At 71.5% G+C, this 16,827-nt stretch carries 14 protein-coding genes; 7 read left to right on the forward strand and 7 right to left on the reverse strand.

Going from position 1 to position 16,827, the window contains the following annotated elements; translation table 11 throughout:
• The first annotated feature begins 6 nt into the window (after positions 1 to 6).
• Genes ACZ4XX_RS35120 through ACZ4XX_RS35130 form a run of 3 tightly spaced genes read left to right on the forward strand, consistent with a single transcriptional unit; the run spans position 7 to position 3,124 of the window.
• Complete coding sequence (locus ACZ4XX_RS35120) at positions 7 to 1,158, forward strand: Gfo/Idh/MocA family protein (protein ID WP_388305062.1); 1,152 nt, start codon at positions 7 to 9, stop codon at positions 1,156 to 1,158.
• Positions 1,155 to 2,324: a dihydrodipicolinate synthase family protein gene (locus ACZ4XX_RS35125; RefSeq protein ID WP_468511908.1), complete on the forward strand. Its 1,170-nt coding sequence runs from the start codon at positions 1,155 to 1,157 to the stop codon at positions 2,322 to 2,324. The genes ACZ4XX_RS35120 and ACZ4XX_RS35125 overlap by 4 nt, the downstream gene beginning before the upstream one ends.
• Complete coding sequence (locus tag ACZ4XX_RS35130) at positions 2,321 to 3,124, forward strand: sugar phosphate isomerase/epimerase family protein (protein ID WP_468511909.1); 804 nt, start codon at positions 2,321 to 2,323, stop codon at positions 3,122 to 3,124. Before ACZ4XX_RS35125 ends, ACZ4XX_RS35130 begins: the two co-directional genes overlap by 4 nt.
• A gap of 21 nt (positions 3,125 to 3,145) precedes the next feature.
• Here ACZ4XX_RS35130 and ACZ4XX_RS35135 read toward each other — a convergent pair whose 3' ends face one another.
• Both ACZ4XX_RS35135 and ACZ4XX_RS35140 read right to left on the reverse strand, forming a co-directional pair.
• Positions 3,146 to 3,562, reverse strand: coding sequence for a PIN domain-containing protein (locus ACZ4XX_RS35135; protein ID WP_468511910.1), 417 nt, complete (start codon positions 3,560 to 3,562; stop codon positions 3,146 to 3,148).
• A complete protein-coding gene (locus tag ACZ4XX_RS35140; RefSeq protein WP_383871525.1) occupies positions 3,559 to 3,795 on the reverse strand; it encodes a type II toxin-antitoxin system VapB family antitoxin in 237 nt (78 codons plus the stop codon). Before ACZ4XX_RS35140 ends, ACZ4XX_RS35135 begins: the two co-directional genes overlap by 4 nt.
• A 140-nt stretch (positions 3,796 to 3,935) precedes the next feature.
• Here ACZ4XX_RS35140 and recD2 point away from each other — a divergent pair, with 140 nt between their 5' ends.
• Together recD2 and ACZ4XX_RS35150 are read left to right on the forward strand one after the other, a co-directional pair.
• Positions 3,936 to 6,164 (forward strand): SF1B family DNA helicase RecD2, encoded by a 2,229-nt coding sequence (recD2, locus tag ACZ4XX_RS35145; protein WP_468511911.1) that lies wholly within the window; start codon positions 3,936 to 3,938, stop codon positions 6,162 to 6,164.
• Positions 6,165 to 6,343: 179 nt separating this feature from the next.
• Positions 6,344 to 7,633, forward strand: a complete 1,290-nt coding sequence (locus ACZ4XX_RS35150) for a citrate synthase (protein WP_026057844.1) — start codon at positions 6,344 to 6,346, stop codon at positions 7,631 to 7,633.
• A gap of 465 nt (positions 7,634 to 8,098) precedes the next feature.
• Here the strand turns inward: ACZ4XX_RS35150 and ACZ4XX_RS35155 are convergent, their stop codons facing one another.
• Both ACZ4XX_RS35155 and ACZ4XX_RS35160 read right to left on the reverse strand, forming a co-directional pair.
• The gene (locus ACZ4XX_RS35155; protein ID WP_468511912.1) at positions 8,099 to 10,357 is read right to left on the reverse strand and encodes a heavy metal translocating P-type ATPase; all 2,259 of its coding nucleotides are present in this window, start codon (positions 10,355 to 10,357) and stop codon (positions 8,099 to 8,101) included.
• Positions 10,358 to 10,430: 73 nt separating this feature from the next.
• A complete protein-coding gene (locus ACZ4XX_RS35160; protein ID WP_030325038.1) occupies positions 10,431 to 10,655 on the reverse strand; it encodes a heavy-metal-associated domain-containing protein in 225 nt (74 codons plus the stop codon).
• A gap of 124 nt (positions 10,656 to 10,779) precedes the next feature.
• Here ACZ4XX_RS35160 and ACZ4XX_RS35165 point away from each other — a divergent pair, with 124 nt between their 5' ends.
• Positions 10,780 to 11,988 carry a cation:proton antiporter gene (locus ACZ4XX_RS35165; protein WP_468511913.1) on the forward strand — a complete coding sequence of 403 codons (1,209 nt, stop codon included), beginning with the start codon at positions 10,780 to 10,782 and terminating at the stop codon, positions 11,986 to 11,988.
• On the opposite strand, the gene ACZ4XX_RS35170 is transcribed toward ACZ4XX_RS35165, so the two are convergent.
• Positions 11,966 to 12,661 carry a TetR/AcrR family transcriptional regulator gene (locus ACZ4XX_RS35170; RefSeq protein ID WP_468511914.1) on the reverse strand — a complete coding sequence of 232 codons (696 nt, stop codon included), beginning with the start codon at positions 12,659 to 12,661 and terminating at the stop codon, positions 11,966 to 11,968. The two genes, ACZ4XX_RS35165 and ACZ4XX_RS35170, sit on opposite strands and share 23 nt — an antisense overlap.
• 163 nt (positions 12,662 to 12,824) lie before the next feature.
• On the opposite strand from ACZ4XX_RS35170, the gene ACZ4XX_RS35175 reads away from it, so the two are divergent.
• Entirely contained in the window at positions 12,825 to 15,137 is a 2,313-nt protein-coding gene (locus ACZ4XX_RS35175; protein ID WP_468511915.1) for an MMPL family transporter, read from the forward strand.
• Between the two features lie 134 nt (positions 15,138 to 15,271).
• On the opposite strand, the gene ACZ4XX_RS35180 is transcribed toward ACZ4XX_RS35175, so the two are convergent.
• Together ACZ4XX_RS35180 and ACZ4XX_RS35185 are read right to left on the reverse strand one after the other, a co-directional pair.
• The gene (locus ACZ4XX_RS35180) at positions 15,272 to 15,469 is read right to left on the reverse strand and encodes a helix-turn-helix transcriptional regulator (protein ID WP_468511916.1); all 198 of its coding nucleotides are present in this window, start codon (positions 15,467 to 15,469) and stop codon (positions 15,272 to 15,274) included.
• A 369-nt stretch (positions 15,470 to 15,838) separates the two neighbouring features.
• Complete coding sequence (locus tag ACZ4XX_RS35185) at positions 15,839 to 16,774, reverse strand: sugar phosphate isomerase/epimerase family protein (RefSeq protein ID WP_468511917.1); 936 nt, start codon at positions 16,772 to 16,774, stop codon at positions 15,839 to 15,841.
• Between the last annotated feature and the right edge of the window lie 53 nt (positions 16,775 to 16,827).

Genomic DNA, 16,827 nt, shown 5'->3' on the forward strand with positions numbered 1-16,827 from the left:
CCTTTCGTGACACGCAGGACAGTCCGCATCGCCATGAACGGCGTCACCGGGCGCATGGGACACCGCCAGCACCTGGTCCGTTCGATCCTCGCCCTGCGCGAACAGGGCGGCCTCGACCTCGGCAACGGCGAGACCCTCTGGCCCGAGCCGGTCCTCGTCGGCCGCCGCGAGCCCGCCCTGCGCGCGCTGGCCGAGCGCCACGGACTCACCGAGTGGTCCACCGACCTCGACGCCGTCCTCGCCGACGACACCGTCGACATCTACTTCGACGCCCAGGTCACCTCCGCCCGCGCCGAGGCGATCACCAAGGCCGTCCACGCCGGCAAGCACATCTACACCGAGAAGCCCACGGCCGCCGACCTCGCCGGCGCGCTGGAGCTCGCCCGGCTCGCCACCGAGAAGGGCGTCAAGCACGGCGTCGTCCAGGACAAGCTGTTCCTGCCGGGCCTGCTCAAGCTCAAGCGCCTCATCGACGGCGGCTTCTTCGGCGAGATCCTTTCCGTGCGCGGCGAGTTCGGCTACTGGGTCTTCGAGGGCGACTGGCAGGACGCCCAGCGCCCCAGCTGGAACTACCGCTCCCAGGACGGCGGCGGCATCGTCGTCGACATGTTCCCGCACTGGGAGTACGTGCTCCACGAGCTGTTCGGCCGCGTCACCTCCGTCACCGCCCAGGTCGCCACCCACGTCCCCCGCCGCTGGGACGAGCAGGGCAAGCCGTACGAGGCCACCGCCGACGACGCCGCCTACGGCATCTTCCAGCTGGAGGGCGGCGCCATCGCCCAGATCAACTCCTCCTGGACCGTCCGCGTCAACCGCGACGAACTCGTCGAGTTCCAGGTCGACGGCACCCACGGCTCCGCCGTCGCCGGACTGCGCAACTGCCGCGTCCAGCACCGCTCGGCCACCCCCAAGCCCGTCTGGAACCCGGACATCCCGGCGACCGAGCCCTTCCGCGACCAGTGGCAGGAGGTGCCCGACAACGCCGAGTTCGACAACGGCTTCAAGGCCCAGTGGGAGCTGTTCCTGCGGCACGTCGTCCTCGACGAGCCCTACCACTGGGACCTCCTCGCGGGCGCCCGCGGCGTCCAGCTCGCCGAACTCGGCCTGAAGTCCGCCGCCGAGGGCCGCCGCCTCGACGTCCCGGAGGTGAGCCTGTGATCCGCCTGCCCGACATCGGCGGCGGCGTACGGGAGTACACGCCGCGCACCGAGCCGCTGGCGCTGACCGGAGGCGGCCCCCTGACCTCCCGTACGGTCTTCTCCGCCGCCCACGTCGTCGCCGACCCGTACGCCGACACCACCCCCGACGGGCCCGCGGCGGTCGACTGGGACGCCACCCTCGCCTTCCGCCGCCACCTCTGGTCCCACGGCCTCGGGGTCGCCGAGGCCATGGACACCGCGCAGCGGGGGATGGGCCTCGACTGGACGGGAGCGGCCGAACTGATCCGCCGCAGCGCGGCGGAGGCGAAGGCGGTGGGCGGCCGGATCGCCTGCGGCGTCGGCACCGACCAGCTCGCCGGAGCGGCCCCGCTCACCGGCCCCGACGGCCTGGCGGCGGTCCGCACGGCGTACGAGGAGCAGCTCGCGCTCGTCGAGGAGACCGGCTCCCAGGCCGTCCTGATGGCCTCCCGCGCCCTCGCCGCGGCGGCGTCGGGCCCCGAGGACTACCTCGACCTGTACGGCCACCTCCTCCGTCAGGCGAGCGAGCCGGTGGTCCTGCACTGGCTCGGCCCGATGTTCGACCCGGCGCTCGACGGGTACTGGGGCTCGACCGACCTGGACACCGCGACCGAGACGTTCCTCGAGGTCATCGCCGCGCACCCGGACAAGGTCGACGGCATCAAGGTCTCCCTCCTGGACGCCCGGCGCGAGGTCGACCTGCGCCGCCGCCTCCCGGAGGGCGTGCGCTGCTACACGGGCGACGACTTCCACTACCCGGAGCTCATCGCGGGCGACGAACAGGGCTTCAGCCATGCCCTCCTCGGCATCTTCGACCCGCTGGCGCCGCTCGCGGCGGAAGCGGTACGGACGCTCGACACGGGCGATGTAAACGGTTTCCGTGCCACCCTCGACCCGACGGTCGCCCTCTCCCGGCACCTCTTCCAGGCGCCCACCCGCTTCTACAAGACGGGAGTGGTCCTGCTGGCCTGGCTCGCCGGCCACCAGGACCACTTCACGATGGTCGGCGGCCTGCACTCCGCCCGCTCGCTGCCGCACCTCGCGACGGCGTACGAACTCGCCGACGGCCTCGGCCTGTTCCCCGACCCGGAGCTCGCGGAAGCGCGCATGCGCTCCCTCCTGACGGTCCAGGGAGGCCTGGGATGAACCCCGACCGCTTCAGCATCAACCAGATGACGGTCAAGCAGCTGTCCCTCCCCGACCTGGTCACCCACTGCGTCCGGCTCGGCATCCCGGGCGTGGGACTGTGGCGCGAGCCGGTCCGGGAGTACGGCGTCGAGGCGGCGGCCGACCTCGTGCGGGACGCGGGCCTGACGGTCACCACCCTCTGCCGCGGCGGCTTCTTCACCTCGGACGGCTGGGAGGCGGAGAACCGCGCGGCGATCGACGAGGCGGTCGCGCTCGGCACGGACACCGTCGTCCTGGTCTCCGGCGGCCTGACCCCCGCCTTCCCGGACCTGCCCTCGGCCCGCGCCCGCATCACCGAGGCGATCGGCGCCCTGGCCCCCTACGCGGGCGAACGCGGAATCCGCCTGGCCGTCGAGCCCCTCCACCCCATGTACGCCGCCGACCGCTGCGCGGTCTCCACCCTGGACCAGGCGCTGGCCATCGCCGAGCACTTCCCGCCCGAGCAGGTGGGCGTGGTGGTCGACACGTACCACCTCTGGTGGGACGACCGAGCTCCGGCGGCGGTGGAACGCGCGGGCGCGTCGGGCCGCATCCACTCCTTCCAGCTCGCCGACTGGACCACCCCGCTCCCCGCCGGCGTCCTGACCGGCCGGGGCCAGCTGGGCGACGGCACGATCGACCTCCGGGCCTGGGCGGACCTGACGGAGAAGGCGGGCTGGACGGGCCCGGTGGAGGTGGAGATCTTCAACGAGGACCTGTGGTCGAGGGACGGCGTGGAGGTCCTGGAGGAGACGCTGGAGCGGTTCCTGACGGTGTGAGGACCTGTGGCGGGTGGACGGTCACCCGCCCGGGTGCCGCACGTCCTGCTGCTCGACCTCCTTGAGGACGCGGGCGACCGTGGCGAAGTCGTCGTCCCGGTGCAGGAGGGTGAGTCCGTGATGGACGGCCGTGGCGCAGAGCAGCAGGTCCACGACACCCGCCGCGCGGTGCTGCCCCTTCTGCGTCAGCTTGTACTGGGCGGTTTCCACCCATCGCCACGCGTCCTTCGGGACGCGCACCGGCGCGAACACGGCAACGAGGTCCTCGTCGATCTCGTCGCGGTCCTCCGCGTTCACGGCTCTGAAAAGGATCTCCGTCCGGGTGGCCCCGCACATGCCGACAGCGCCTGTCTCGATCTCGGCGTCCCAGCGCCGCTGTGCGGCGGGATCGGTGCCGAGGTGGACGTACGCGCTGGTGTCGACGAGGTACGTGATCACTCGCCGTCCCCGGCGTGCTGGGCGGCCTTACGTGCTTCCCAGTCCCGGCGGGTGCGCTCCAACTCCCCGCGCGCGCCGCGCTCTGCGAGCCGCTGGAACGCCTCCCGGCGGTGATGCCGCCTTATGACCTCTTCCAGGGCGGTGTTGATCGTGTCCTTCTTCGTGGTCGTACCGAGGAGCCTCGCGGCCTCGGCGAGCACGTCGTCGTCCACGTCTACGTTGGTCACACCCATGATCACCCTCCATGTGGGTCATGTGGAAAGAGTGCACACCTCTCATACATCGTAGCCCCGTGCCGCGTCCCCGGCGCCCCGGCGGGGAGTTGTCCACAGTGCCGCCCGCGCTGTCCGACCGGTTCGCTACCTTCGGGGGCATGTCCAACGATCGTGGGCCGGGGTCGGCCGTGCTCGAAGGGGTCCTGGAGCGGATCACCTACGCCAATGACGAGAGCGGGTACACGGTCGCCCGCGTCGACACCGGGCGCGGGGCCGGGGACCTGCTCACCGTGGTCGGGGCGCTGCTCGGGGCGCAGCCGGGGGAGTCGCTGCGGATGGAGGGCCGTTGGGGCTCGCATCCGCAGTACGGCAAGCAGTTCACCGTCGAGAACTACACGACCCTGCTGCCCGCCACGATCCAGGGCATCCGCCGCTATCTCGGCTCGGGGCTGGTCAAGGGCATCGGTCCCGTCTTCGCCGATCGCATCACCCAGCACTTCGGCCTGGACACCCTGCAGATCCTGGAGGAGGCGCCGGGCCGGCTGATCGAGGTCCCGGGTCTGGGCCCGAAGCGCACGAAGAAGATCAGCGAGGCCTGGGAGGAGCAGAAGGCGATCAAGGAGGTGATGGTCTTCCTCCAGGGCGTCGGTGTCTCCACCTCCATCGCGGTCCGGATCTACAAGAAGTACGGGGACGCCTCGATCTCGATCGTGCGGAACCAGCCCTACCGGCTCGCCGCCGATGTCTGGGGCATCGGCTTCCTCACCGCCGACAAGATCGCCCAGGCAGTGGGCATACCCCACGACAGCCCCGACCGGGTGAAGGCCGGCCTGCAGTACGCCCTCTCCCAGTCCAGCGACCAGGGGCACTGCTTCCTCCCCGAGGAGCGGCTGATCGCCGACGCGGTGAAGCTCCTCCAGGTCGACACCGGACTTGTCATCGAGTGCCTCGCCGAGCTGGCCGAGGACCCCGAGGGGGTCGTGCGGGAGACGGTGCCGGGTCCGGAGGGGACGCCCGTCACCGCCGTGTACCTGATCCCCTTCCACCGGGCGGAGCTGTCCCTCGCCGGGCAGCTCCGGAGGCTGCTGCGGGCCGAGGAGGACCGGATGCCGGGCTTCCGGGACGTGGCCTGGGACAAGGCCCTGGCCTGGCTCGCGGACCGCACGGGGACCTCGCTGGCGCCCGAGCAGGAGGAGGCGGTGCGGCTCGCGCTCACCCGGAAGGTCGCCGTGCTCACCGGCGGACCGGGCTGCGGCAAGTCGTTCACGGTCCGCTCCGTCGTCGAGCTGGCCCGGGCCAAGAAGGCCAAGGTCGTCCTCGCCGCTCCCACCGGCCGGGCGGCCAAGCGGCTCGCCGAGCTGACCGGCGCGGAGGCCTCCACCGTCCACCGCCTCCTCGAACTGAAGCCGGGCGGCGACGCGGCCTACGACCGGGACCGGCCGCTCGACGCGGACCTGGTCGTGGTCGACGAGGCCTCCATGCTCGACCTGCTCCTGGCGAACAAGCTGGTCAAGGCGGTCGCGCCCGGGGCTCATCTGCTGCTGGTGGGCGATGTGGACCAGCTCCCGTCGGTCGGTGCGGGAGAGGTCCTCGGCGACCTGCTCGCCCCGGGAAGCCCCGTACCGGCGGTGCGGCTGACCCGGATCTTCCGGCAGGCGCAGGAGTCCGGCGTCGTCACCAACGCGCACCGGATCAACGCGGGCGTCCCGCCGAAGACCGAGGGGCTGCCGGACTTCTTCCTGTTCGTCGAGGAGGAGACCGAGGACGCCGCCCGGGTCGCCGTGGATGTCGCGGCCCGGCGGATTCCGGCCAAGTTCGGCCTGGACCCCCGCCGTGACGTGCAGGTTCTCGCCCCCATGCACCGGGGCCCGGCCGGCGCGGGCTCGCTCAACGGCCTGCTGCAGCAGGTCATCACCCCGGCCCGCCCCGACGTTCCGGAGAAGCGGTTCGGCGGCCGGGTCTTCCGCGTCGGTGACAAGGTCACCCAGATCCGGAACAACTACGACAAGGGGGCCAACGGGGTCTTCAACGGCACCGTCGGCGTCGTGACGCAGCTGGACCTCGTCGAGCAGAAGCTGACGGTACGGACGGACGAGGACGAGGAGGTGCCGTACGACTTCGACGAGCTGGACGAGCTCGCCCACGCGTACGCGGTCACCATCCACCGTTCGCAGGGCAGTGAGTATCCGGCCGTGGTGATCCCGGTCACCATGAGTGCCTGGATGATGCTTCAGCGGAACCTGCTCTACACGGCCGTGACCCGGGCCAGGAAGCTCGTGGTCCTTGTCGGCTCCCGGCGGGCGATCGCCCAGGCGGTCCGCACGGTCTCCGCAGGCAGGCGCTTTACCGCACTCGCGTTTCGGCTCACAGGCGGTGCCCCCGTGTGAAAGATCACGGAGGGCTACCGGAACCGGGGCGAAGGGGGCAGGATATGAAGGTTGGCGGCACTGAGTGCCGCCGATTGGCCCAATGGTCGACCCCGAGTGCACTCTCCTGAGCCAAATGGGGGATGGTAGAGACAGTCAGGGCACCTCGAAGAAGAGGCACTACGTCGGTGAGGGATGACGTGAGCGACAACTCTGTAGTACTGCGGTACGCGGACGGTGAATACACCTACCCGGTGGTCGAGAGCACCGTCGGCGACAAGGGCTTCGACATCGGGAAACTCCGAGCCCAGACCGGTCTGGTCACCCTCGACAGCGGATACGGCAACACCGCCGCCTATAAATCCGCGATCACCTACCTCGACGGTGAGCAGGGGATTCTGCGGTACCGCGGTTACCCCATCGAGCAGCTGGCCGAGCGCTCCACCTTCCTTGAGGTGGCGTACCTACTGATCAACGGTGAGCTGCCCAAGGTCGACGAGCTGGCGACCTTCAAGAACGAGATCACGCAGCACACGCTCGTCCACGAGGACGTCAAGAACTTCTTCCGCGGTTTCCCGCGGGACGCCCACCCGATGGCGATGCTGTCCTCGGTGGTCTCCGCGCTGTCCACCTTCTACCAGGACAGCCACAACCCGTTCGACGAGGAGCAGCGGCACCTCTCCACGATCCGGCTGCTCGCCAAGCTGCCGACGATCGCGGCGTACGCGTACAAGAAGTCGATCGGTCACCCGTTCGTCTACCCGCGCAACGACCTCGGGTACGTCGAGAACTTCCTGCGCATGACCTTCTCGGTCCCGGCGCAGGAGTACGACCTCGACCCGGTCGTCGTCAACGCGCTCGACAAGCTGCTGATCCTGCACGCGGACCACGAGCAGAACTGCTCGACCTCCACCGTGCGTCTGGTCGGCTCCTCGCAGGCGAACATGTTCGCCTCGATCTCCGCCGGCATCTCGGCCCTGTGGGGCCCGCTGCACGGTGGCGCCAACCAGTCGGTCCTGGAGATGCTCGAGGGCATCAAGGCCAACGGCGGCGATGTCGACTCCTTCATCCGCAAGGTGAAGAACAAGGAGGACGGCGTCCGCCTGATGGGCTTCGGCCACCGGGTGTACAAGTCCTTCGACCCGCGCGCCAAGATCATCAAGGCGGCGGCGCACGACGTCCTCTCGGCCCTCGGCAAGTCCGACGAGCTGCTGGACATCGCGCTCAAGCTGGAGGAGCACGCGCTCTCCGACGAGTACTTCGTCTCGCGCAACCTCTACCCCAACGTGGACTTCTACACGGGCCTCATCTACCGCGCGATGGGCTTCCCGACCGAGATGTTCACCGTGCTCTTCGCGCTCGGCCGGCTGCCCGGCTGGATCGCCCAGTGGCACGAGATGATCAAGGAGCCCGGCTCCCGCATCGGCCGCCCGCGCCAGATCTACACCGGCGAGGTCCTCCGTGACTTCGTCCCGGTCGAGGCGCGCTAGCAGCTTCGCCGTGACGGCCCGGTGCGCCCCCGGCGGCGAGTGGGCCGAAGGGGCGCGCCCGTGCCGACACGGGCTCCAGCGCCCGGAGGCGGACCGAGCCCGAAACAAAGAGGAAGCGCCCCGCTCTTCGATCCCCCCACGGGTCGACGAGCGGGGCGCTTCCCATGTCCCGGTGCGGATTCCCCCCACGGGATCCGGGCCGGGCGTCTGCGGGTGTCGCAGAAGCTACGCGGGTCGGCGCGACGCGGTCTGCCGGGGTACGTACGGGAGGGCCGCTCAAAGCTCCCCGGTGCACGTGCCCCGGCCAACGCTTGCCTGGAACGTCCCCCAAGACATTCCATGAACGTCCCCCAAGACGTTCTCGGCATCGCCCACTTAGACTCGCGAACAGCCCAGATGGTTACCCCCCAATATCTGTGATCTAGGTCTCTTTGTGAAGGTCCTGTGCGTCACACGTGGGTGAATTCACGTGAAGCGGCGCAGACGAAGGCTGTTGGATACGACGAAGACGGACGAAAAGGCCATCGCCAGGCCCGCGATCATCGGGTTCAGGAGTCCGGCCGCGGCGAGCGGCAGCGCCGCCACGTTGTAGCCGAAGGCCCAGCCGAGGTTGCCCTTGATCGTCGCCAGGGTCCGGCGGGCGAGCCGGATCGCGTCGGCCGCGACCCGCAGGTCGCCCCGTACCAGGGTCAGATCGCTCGCCTCGATCGCCGCGTCCGTCCCCGTCCCCATCGCCAGGCCCAGGTCCGCCGTGGCGAGCGCCGCCGCGTCGTTCACCCCGTCGCCGACCATGGCGACCGTCCGGCCCTCCGCCTGGAGCCGCCGGACCACCTCGGCCTTCTCCTCCGGCAGCACCTCGGCGATCACCTCGTCGATGCCCACCTCCGCCGCCACGGCCTCCGCCACCGCCCGGTGGTCCCCGGTGAGGAGGACCGGCCGCAGCCCGAGGCCGCGCAGTCGCGCCACCGCCTCCGCGCTGGTGTCCTTGACGGTGTCCGCTACGGTCAGGGTGCCCCGGGCGACCCCGTCCCAGGCGACGTGGACGGCGCCGGGCTCCGCGCCCGCCGGCACGTCGACGCCCTCGGCCGTCAGCAGGGCCGCACGGCCGACGAGGACCAGGCGGCCGTCGACCGACCCGCGGACCCCGAGCCCGGGGGCGTTCTCGAAGGTCTTCGGTACGGGGAGGTCCCCGCAGCGCTCGACGGCGCCGGCCGCGACCGCGCGGGCCACCGGGTGCTCGGAGGAGTGTTCCAGGGCCCCGGCCAGCCGGAGCAGCTCGGTCTCGTCGGTGGCGTCGGTGCCGTACTTCCCGCCGTACACGCGCACACCGGCCAGCCGCATGCGGCCCGTGGTGACCGTCCCGGTCTTGTCGAGGACGATCGTGTCGACGCGGCGGGTGGACTCCAGGACCTCGGGGCCCTTGATCAGGATGCCGAGCTGGGCGCCGCGGCCGGTGCCGACCATGAGCGCGGTCGGCGTCGCGAGGCCCAGGGCGCAGGGGCAGGCGATGATCAGGACGGCGACGGCGGCCGTGAAGGAGGCCGTCGGGTCGTCGGTCAGCAGCAGCCAGGTGACGAGGGTGCCGAGCGCGATGAGCAGCACGACCGGCACGAAGACGGCCGAGATCCGGTCGGCGAGCCGCTGCACCTCGGCCTTGCCGTTCTGGGCGTCCTCGACGAGCTTCGCCATCCGGGCGAGTTGGGTGTCGGCGCCGACGCGGGTGGCCCGGACGACGAGCCGCCCCGAGACGTTGACGCAGCCGCCGGTGACGTCGCCGCCCGCGGCGACGTCCAGCGGCAGCGACTCGCCGGTGAGCAGGGAGGCGTCGACGGCCGACGCGCCCTCGGTGACGGTGCCGTCGGTGGCGATCTTCTCCCCGGGCCGTACGACGAAGAGGTCGCCGGTCCGCAGTGCGGCGACCGGCACCCGCACCTCGGTGCCCCCGCGCAGGACGGCCACGTCCTTGGCGCCGAGTTCCATCAGGGCCCGGAGTGCCGCGCCCGCCTTCCGCTTGGCGCGGGCCTCCAGGTAGCGGCCGAGGAGGATGAAGGTGACGACGCCCGCCGCGACCTCGAGGTAGATCGCGGACGAGGCTTCGGAGCGGTCGACGGTCAGGTCGAAGCCGTGCCGCATGCCGGGCATGCCCGCGTCGCCGAGGAAGAGGGCCCAGAGCGACCAGCCGAAGGCGGCGAGGGTGCCGACGGAGACGAGGGTGTCCATGGTGGCGGCGCCGTGCCGGAGGTTGGTCCAGGCGGCCCGGTGGAAGGGCAGCCCGCCCCAGACGACGACGGGGGCGGCGAGGGTGAGGGAGAGCCACTGCCAGTTGTCGAACTGGAGGCGCGGGACCATGGCGAGCAGGACGACGGGCGCGGAGAGCAGGGCGGAGACGACGAGCCGCTGCCGCAGGGAGGCGAGCTCGGGGTCCTGTGCGGGCTCCCGCTCCTCCGGTGCGGCGGTCGGTTCGGGCGCGGGCGGCGGGGGTTCCTCCGCCGTGTAGCCGGTCCTGACGACGGTGGCGATCAGCGCGTCGACCCCGACCTCCGGGGGGTGCTCGATCCGCGCCTTCTCCGTGGCGTAGTTGACGGTCGCGGTGACCCCGTCGATGCGGTTGAGCTTCTTCTCGACGCGGGCCGCGCACGAGGCGCAGGTCATCCCGCCGATCGTCAGCTCGGTGACCGCGACGACCGTGCTGTCGGTGGGGTGTGCGGTGGTGCTGGAGGTCATGTGCGGTTCCAAAGGGGAGCAGGGCCGTACCCGGTAACGGTACGGCCCTGCGGGGTGTCGACGGGGGGAGTGGTCAGACCAGCTCGTAGCCGGCCTCGTCGACGGCGGCGCGGACGGCCTCCTCGTCGAGCGGGGCGGCGGAGACGACGGTCACCTGGCCGGTGGAGGCGACGGCCGTCACCGACGAGACGCCGGGGAGCTCGGAGATCTCGCTCGACACCGCGCCCTCGCAGTGGCCGCAGGTCATGCCCTTGACCTGGTAGACGGTGGTGAGGTCGGTCTTCGTCTCTGCGGTCATGGCGCTCTCCTCGTGGGTTAAGGACCGTACGCGGCGAGCTTATACCCCTAGGGGGTATAAATCCAGTCGTGTCCGGCCGTGCCGCGTCGGCGGCCCCGGCTGGAGCCTATGGTAAATACCCGATATGTCGCACTCGGGGACCACGCTCATCCTGATCATGGCGATCGCCGTCCTGGCGCCGCTGCTCGCCTACGGAGTCGGGCGCAGGCTCCCCGTCCCCCTCGTCATCTTCGAGATCCTGCTCGGCATCCTCATCGGCCCCGACGTCCTGGACTGGGCACGCCCCGACGCGCTGATCGACGGACTCTCGGAGCTCGGCCTCGCCATGCTGATCTTCCTCGCGGGGTACGAGATCGAGTTCGGCAAGGTCCGCGGCGACACCCTCCGGCGCTCCGTATGGGCCTGGCTGATCGCCCTCGGGATCGGACTGGCCACCGGTGTCCTGCTCGGCGGCGGATACACCAAGGGCGTCTTCATCGGCGTCGCGCTGACCAGCACCGCACTCGGCACCGTGCTGCCCGTGCTCAGGGACTCGGGCGAACTCCACGGGCGGTTCGGCTCGGTCGTCATGGCGTTCGGCGCGGTCGGCGAGTTCGGCCCGATCATCGCGATGGCCCTGCTGCTCAGCGGGCGCGGCGCGGGCGAGTCGACCGTGCTCCTCGCGGTCTTCGCCGCGCTCACCGCCGGGGCGGTGCTCTGGGCGCTGCGGCCGCGCCCGCCGTGGTTCTCCAGGATCATCGCCAAGACCCTGCACACCAGCGGTCAGTTCGCCGTCCGGTTCGTCTTCCTGCTGCTCGCCCTGATGCTGGGCGCCTCACAGGCGCTCGGACTCGACATCCTGCTCGGCGCCTTCGCGGCCGGACTCGTCACCCGGCTCGTCCTGACCGGGGCCGCGCCCGAGTCGGGGCCGCAGATCCTGGAGAAGATCGAGGGCGTCGGCTTCGGCTTCCTCGTGCCGGTCTTCTTCGTCGTCACCGGGATCGAGTTCGACCTGGCCTCGCTCCTCGACGGCGGCCGCACCCTGCTCCTGCTGCCGGTCTTCCTGCTGCTCTTCCTGGCGGTGCGCGGCGGACCGATCTGGTTCCTCGCCCCGCGCGACCTCGACCGCAGGGACCGGGGCGGGCTCGTGCTGTACGGCTCCACCGCGCTGCCGCTCGTCGTCGCCATCACGACCATCGGTGTCGACGACAAGACGATGACGGCCGGCGAGGCGGCGGCGCTCGTCGGGGCCGGCATGGTCTCGGTGCTCGTCTTCCCGCTGGTCGCGCTGAAGTCGCGGTCGGGGGCCAAGGGCCTTCCGACCGAGCGGATCAGCGGCTCGGAGTCGTGGTGACCCGACCCTCCATCAGGGGAGAGGCCTGACCCCGACCTTCGACCGGGGGAGGGGTCTGACCCTCGACCAGGGGGGAGAGGTAGCGCAGGAGGAGCGTCTTCAGCTCCGCGATCGTGGCGTCCCGCTCGACCCCCTCCGGTGCGGCGAGGACGAGGTCCAGGCCTCCCTTGAAGGCGGCGAAGGTCATGCCCGCGGTCCGGAGGCGGTCCTCGGCGGGCAGTGCGGGCGCGTAGTGGGCGATCACCTCCTGCACGCGGGTGAGCAGGGTCGCGTGCAGTTCGTCGTGCTCCTCCGCGATCCGGCCGGGGATCTCGGAGCCGTGCATCAGGGCGAGGAAGGCCGGGTTGGCGCAGTTGAACTCGATCAGCGGGTCGACGACGGCGTCCAGCAGCCCGGGCAGCGGCAGGGCGAGGTTCTCGGGGGTGAACGCCTGCCCGTGGGCCTCGCGCATCTGGTGCAGCAGGCGCTCGCCCAGCTCGATCGCGATGGCTTCCTTGTTGGGGAAGTACTGGTAGAGCGTGCCGGGCGAGACGTGGGCCTCGCGGGCGATCGCGTTGGTGCTGGACGCCGTGTAGCCGTTCGCGCAGAAGACGTTCGCGGCGGCCTGGAGCAGCTGCGCGATGCGGCGCTCGCCCCGCGCCTGACGGCGGCGCGGCTTCGGTTCTTCGGACATGGCTGTCCCCAGCTCTCCTCAACACGTTTGACAAACACGAGAGGTCGCTCGCATTCTTGAGAAACGCGAGTGATCACTCGTGTTTGCCAGTCTATGGCAATGGGCGACCCATGTGACGTGCCGGGAAGCGAGCACAGGGGTCAGGTGAAGGGGACACCTCGTCATGGCCGAAGTCAAGAAATCAGCGCCCGGCGGGGCCGGATCCAGCGGGTCTCCCGCAGGTGGCGGCGGATCGCCGAAGGGGGAGGGGGCGGGCGGCTGGACGCGGTTCGTCACCGCCCGGCCGCGCCTGACCCTGCTCGTCGCCCTCGTCCTCACCGCCCTCGCCGTCCTGGCCGGCGGCGGGGTCGCCGACCGGATGGGCAGCGGCGGCTGGGAGGACCCGGCCGCCGAGTCGACGTACGCGACCGAGGCCCTCGGGCGCCAGTTCCCCGGCTCCCAGCCCAATCTGCTCCTGCTCGTCGACGCCGGAGAGGCCGGAGCCGACGCGCCGGCGGTCGCCGCCGAGGCGCGCCGGCTCGCCGAGCGGCTCGACGCCGAACCGGGCGTCGCCGGCGTCGGCTCCTACTGGTCCACCGGCTCGCCCGCCCTCCGCTCCGAAGACGGCCGCAAGGCCGTGATCGCCGCCCGGATCGCCGGCGAGGAGAAGGACGCGGCGGCCGTCCTCGACCGGATCGCCCCCGAGTACCGGGGCACCCACGGCCCCGTCGAGGTCTCCCTCGGCGGCGGACTCGCCGTGCGCCACGAGATGCAGACGGTCATCCAGGAGGACCTGCTGCGGGCCGAGCTCATAGCCCTGCCCCTCACCCTCGTCCTGCTCGTCATGGTCTTCGGCAGCGCCGTCGCCGCCCTGCTGCCGCTCGGCGTCGGCATCGTCGCCATCCTCGGCACCAACGCCGTCCTGCGCGGCCTCACCGAGTTCACCGACGTCTCCGTCTTCGCGCAGAACCTGACGACGGCCCTCGGCCTCGGACTCGCCATCGACTACGCCCTGTTCGTCGTCCGCCGCTACCGTGAGGAACTCGCCGCCGGGGCCGACACGTACACCGCCGTCCGCACCACCCTGCGCACCGCCGGGCGGACCGTGCTCTTCTCCGCCCTGACCGTCGCCGTCTCGCTCGCCGCGATGCTGGTCTTCCCGCAGTACTTCCTGCGCTCCTTCGCGTACGCGGGCATCGCCGTGGTCCTGCTCGCCGCGACCGCCGCCCTCACCCTGCTCCCGGCGGCCCTCGTGCTGCTCGGCGACCGGGTCAACGCGCTCGACCTGCGGCGCCTCCTCCGGCGCGGCCGGACGCCCGCCCCGCGCCCCGCCGACGGCGGCGAGGGTACGGGCTGGGGGCGGGCCGCCGCGCTCGTGATGCGCCGGGCGCCGGTCTTCGCCGTCCTCACCACCGCCGGACTCGTCCTCCTCGGACTGCCGTTCCTCGGCGTCAAGTTCGGCACCGCCGACGACCGCCAGCTCCCCGTCACCGCCTCCTCCCGGGTCGTCCAGGACGAACTGCGGCACGACTTCCCCGGCGATCCCGGCGGCACCCTGACGGTCCTCGCCGAAGGCGAGGCCACCCCCGCCCAGTACGCGGCCTTCCGCGACCGGATCGGCGCGCTCGACGGCGTGGTCCGGGCCGACGGACCGGTCACCGCCGCCGGCGGCCACGCCTACTTCACCGTCGTCCCCGAGGGCGAGACCGTCGGCGCCCAGGCCCAGCGGACCGTGGCCGAACTGCGTGCCGCGCCTGCCCCGTTCGAGACCTCGGTCACCGGGCAGGCCGCCGTCCTCGTCGACTCCAAGGACGCCCTCGCCGAGCGGCTGCCCTGGGCCGCGGCGATCATCGTGATCGTCACCCTGCTCCTGGTCTTCCTGCTCACCGGCAGTGTCCTCATCCCCGTCCAGGCCGTCGTCCTCAACGCCCTCAGCCTCACGGCGATGTTCGGCGCGGTGGTCTGGGTCTTCCAGGACGGGCACCTCGCGGGACTCCTCGGCTTCACCCCCACCGGGGACATCGAGACCACCCTGCCGGTGCTCATGTTCTGCGTGGCCTTCGGACTCTCCATGGACTACGGGGTGTTCCTCCTCTCCCGCATCAAGGAGGAGTACGACCGCACCGGCGACCACGAGCACTCCGTCCGCTTCGGCCTGCGCCGCACCGGCGGTCTCATCACCGCGGCCGCCGTGATCCTCGCCGTCGTCATGGTCGCCATCGGCACCTCCCGCGTCACCAACACCAAGATGCTCGGCCTCGGTGTCGCCCTCGCCGTCCTCATGGACGCCATGGTGGTCCGCAGCCTCCTCGTCCCCTCCGTGATGAAGCTGACCGGCCGCCTCACCTGGTGGGCCCCCGGCCCCCTGCGGCGCTTCCACGACCGCTTCGGCATCAGCGAGTCGGACACGCCGGCCCCGGCCCCGGCCCCGGCGTCGGCGGCCGACGAGGGTGCGGCGGCCGGGGAGCACCGGGAGATGAGCTCGCTCCACCCGTGACGAGGCCCTGTGGCAGGACCCCGCGGCCAGGTCACGTGAGAAGGCCCTGCGACAAGGCCCCGTGACACACCGAGGGCCGGGCCCGGGATCACCGGGTCCGGCCCTGCGGGGGAGAGAAGGAGCGGTACGGCGGGTCAGTCGCGGCGGCCCCGGTTGCCGGGGCGGCTGGCGACCCAGGCGCGGATCGTGTCCGCGTACCAGTAGGGCTTGCCGGACTCCACGTGGTCGGGGGCCGGCAGCAGTCCGTGCTTCCGGTAGGAGCGGACCGTGTCGGGCTGCACCCGGATGTGTGCCGCGATGTCCTTGTACGACCAGAACCTGCTGTCCGTCATGCCTGGTACCTCCCTGCGCGCCGCGCAGCGGCGGCGGGGGTGCCGTTCGGGGGCGCTGCGGGCGTGCGATGGCGATCACTGAGCCATTGCCCCCTGCAACGACTCCGCCAGACAGGAGGAGAGCGCCTGTCGAGCTCCTGTGACGGAAAGCCCGCGTAACGGAGATATGCGTGACACCGGAGGGACGTGTGTGACGAAAGTGCGGCATCGGGACATCGGTGTGTCCGCGTGCGCCGCTCCGGGCCGGGGGATATGGGCCGGCCCCGGCCGGAGGGACGTACGCCGGTCGGAGCGGACGGATGTGCTCCGGTCGGGGCGGACGGATGTGCTCCGGTCGGGGCGGACGGATGTGCGCCGTCCGGGCGTCCGTCAGACGCCGCAGGAGCGGAGATAGCCCCGGGTGCGGAGCGCGATCGGGTACGGAACGTCCGGCTCGCAGGGATACATGTCCTGCTCGACGATCGCGAACAGGTCCACGTCCAGAGCCGAGGCGGCCGCGAGCACCGGTTCCAGGGCGGGCACCCCGGACGGCGGCTCGCACATCACACCGCGCCCCACCGCCGGCCCGAACGGCACCCCCTCGGCCACCACCCCCGCCAGGATCTCCGGGTCCACCTGCTTGAGATGCAGATAGCCGATCCGCTCGCCGTACGTCTCGATCAGCTTGACGCTGTCCCCGCCGGCGTACGCGTAGTGCCCGGTGTCCAGACAGAGCGAGACCGCCTCCGGGTCGGTCGCGTCCAGGAACCGCGTCACGCTCTCCTCGTCGTCCAGATGGGTGTCGGCGTGCGGATGGACGACGATCCGCAGCCCGTACCGCTCGCGCACCTCCCGGCCGAGCCGCTCGGTGAGCCCCGTCAGGTCCCGCCACTGCGCGGCGGTGAGCGTCCGCTCCTCCAGGACCTCGCCCGTCCGGTCGTCCCGCCAGAACGACGGGATGACGACCAGATGGCCCGCGCCCACCGCCTGCGCCAGGGCGGCGTTCTCGGCGACGTGTGCCCAGGTCCGGTCCCAGACGTCCGGGCCGTGATGGAGGCTGGTGAACACCGTTCCCGCCGAGACCCGCAACCCGCGCCGTGCGGTCTCCTCCGTCAGGACGGCCGGATCGGTGGGCAGATAGCCGTACGGGCCGAGCTCGATCCACGCGTAGCCCGCGCCGGACACCTCGTCCAGGAAGCGCTGCCACGGCACCTGCCGGGGATCGTCGGGGAACCACACCCCCCAGGAGTCCGGGGCGGAGCCGATCCGGATCCGGGACGGGGACGGAGACGAGGGCGAGGGCGGCTGCGGTGACGGCGTCGTCATGCCTGCCACCTTGACCGGGGCCCGCGAGCAGCGTCAAGGAGGCCGCTCCGGCC

The sequence above is a fragment of the Streptomyces sp. NPDC029956 genome, assembly GCF_055574655.1.

Bases quoted from the DNA above. Each gene is read 5' to 3' on its own strand.
- ACZ4XX_RS35130 (WP_468511909.1), top strand. From the start codon at position 2,321: ATGAACCCCGACCGCTTCAGCATCAACCAGATGACGGTCAAGCAGCTG.
- ACZ4XX_RS35140 (WP_383871525.1), bottom strand. From the start codon at position 3,795: ATGGGTGTGACCAACGTAGACGTGGACGACGACGTGCTCGCCGAGGCC.
- recD2 (WP_468511911.1), top strand. From the start codon at position 3,936: ATGTCCAACGATCGTGGGCCGGGGTCGGCCGTGCTCGAAGGGGTCCTG.
- ACZ4XX_RS35155 (WP_468511912.1), bottom strand. From the start codon at position 10,357: ATGACCTCCAGCACCACCGCACACCCCACCGACAGCACGGTCGTCGCG.
- ACZ4XX_RS35160 (WP_030325038.1), bottom strand. From the start codon at position 10,655: ATGACCGCAGAGACGAAGACCGACCTCACCACCGTCTACCAGGTCAAG.
- ACZ4XX_RS35165 (WP_468511913.1), top strand. From the start codon at position 10,780: ATGTCGCACTCGGGGACCACGCTCATCCTGATCATGGCGATCGCCGTC.
- ACZ4XX_RS35170 (WP_468511914.1), bottom strand. From the start codon at position 12,661: ATGTCCGAAGAACCGAAGCCGCGCCGCCGTCAGGCGCGGGGCGAGCGC.
- ACZ4XX_RS35175 (WP_468511915.1), top strand. From the start codon at position 12,825: ATGGCCGAAGTCAAGAAATCAGCGCCCGGCGGGGCCGGATCCAGCGGG.
- ACZ4XX_RS35180 (WP_468511916.1), bottom strand. From the start codon at position 15,469: ATGACGGACAGCAGGTTCTGGTCGTACAAGGACATCGCGGCACACATC.
- ACZ4XX_RS35185 (WP_468511917.1), bottom strand. From the start codon at position 16,774: ATGACGACGCCGTCACCGCAGCCGCCCTCGCCCTCGTCTCCGTCCCCG.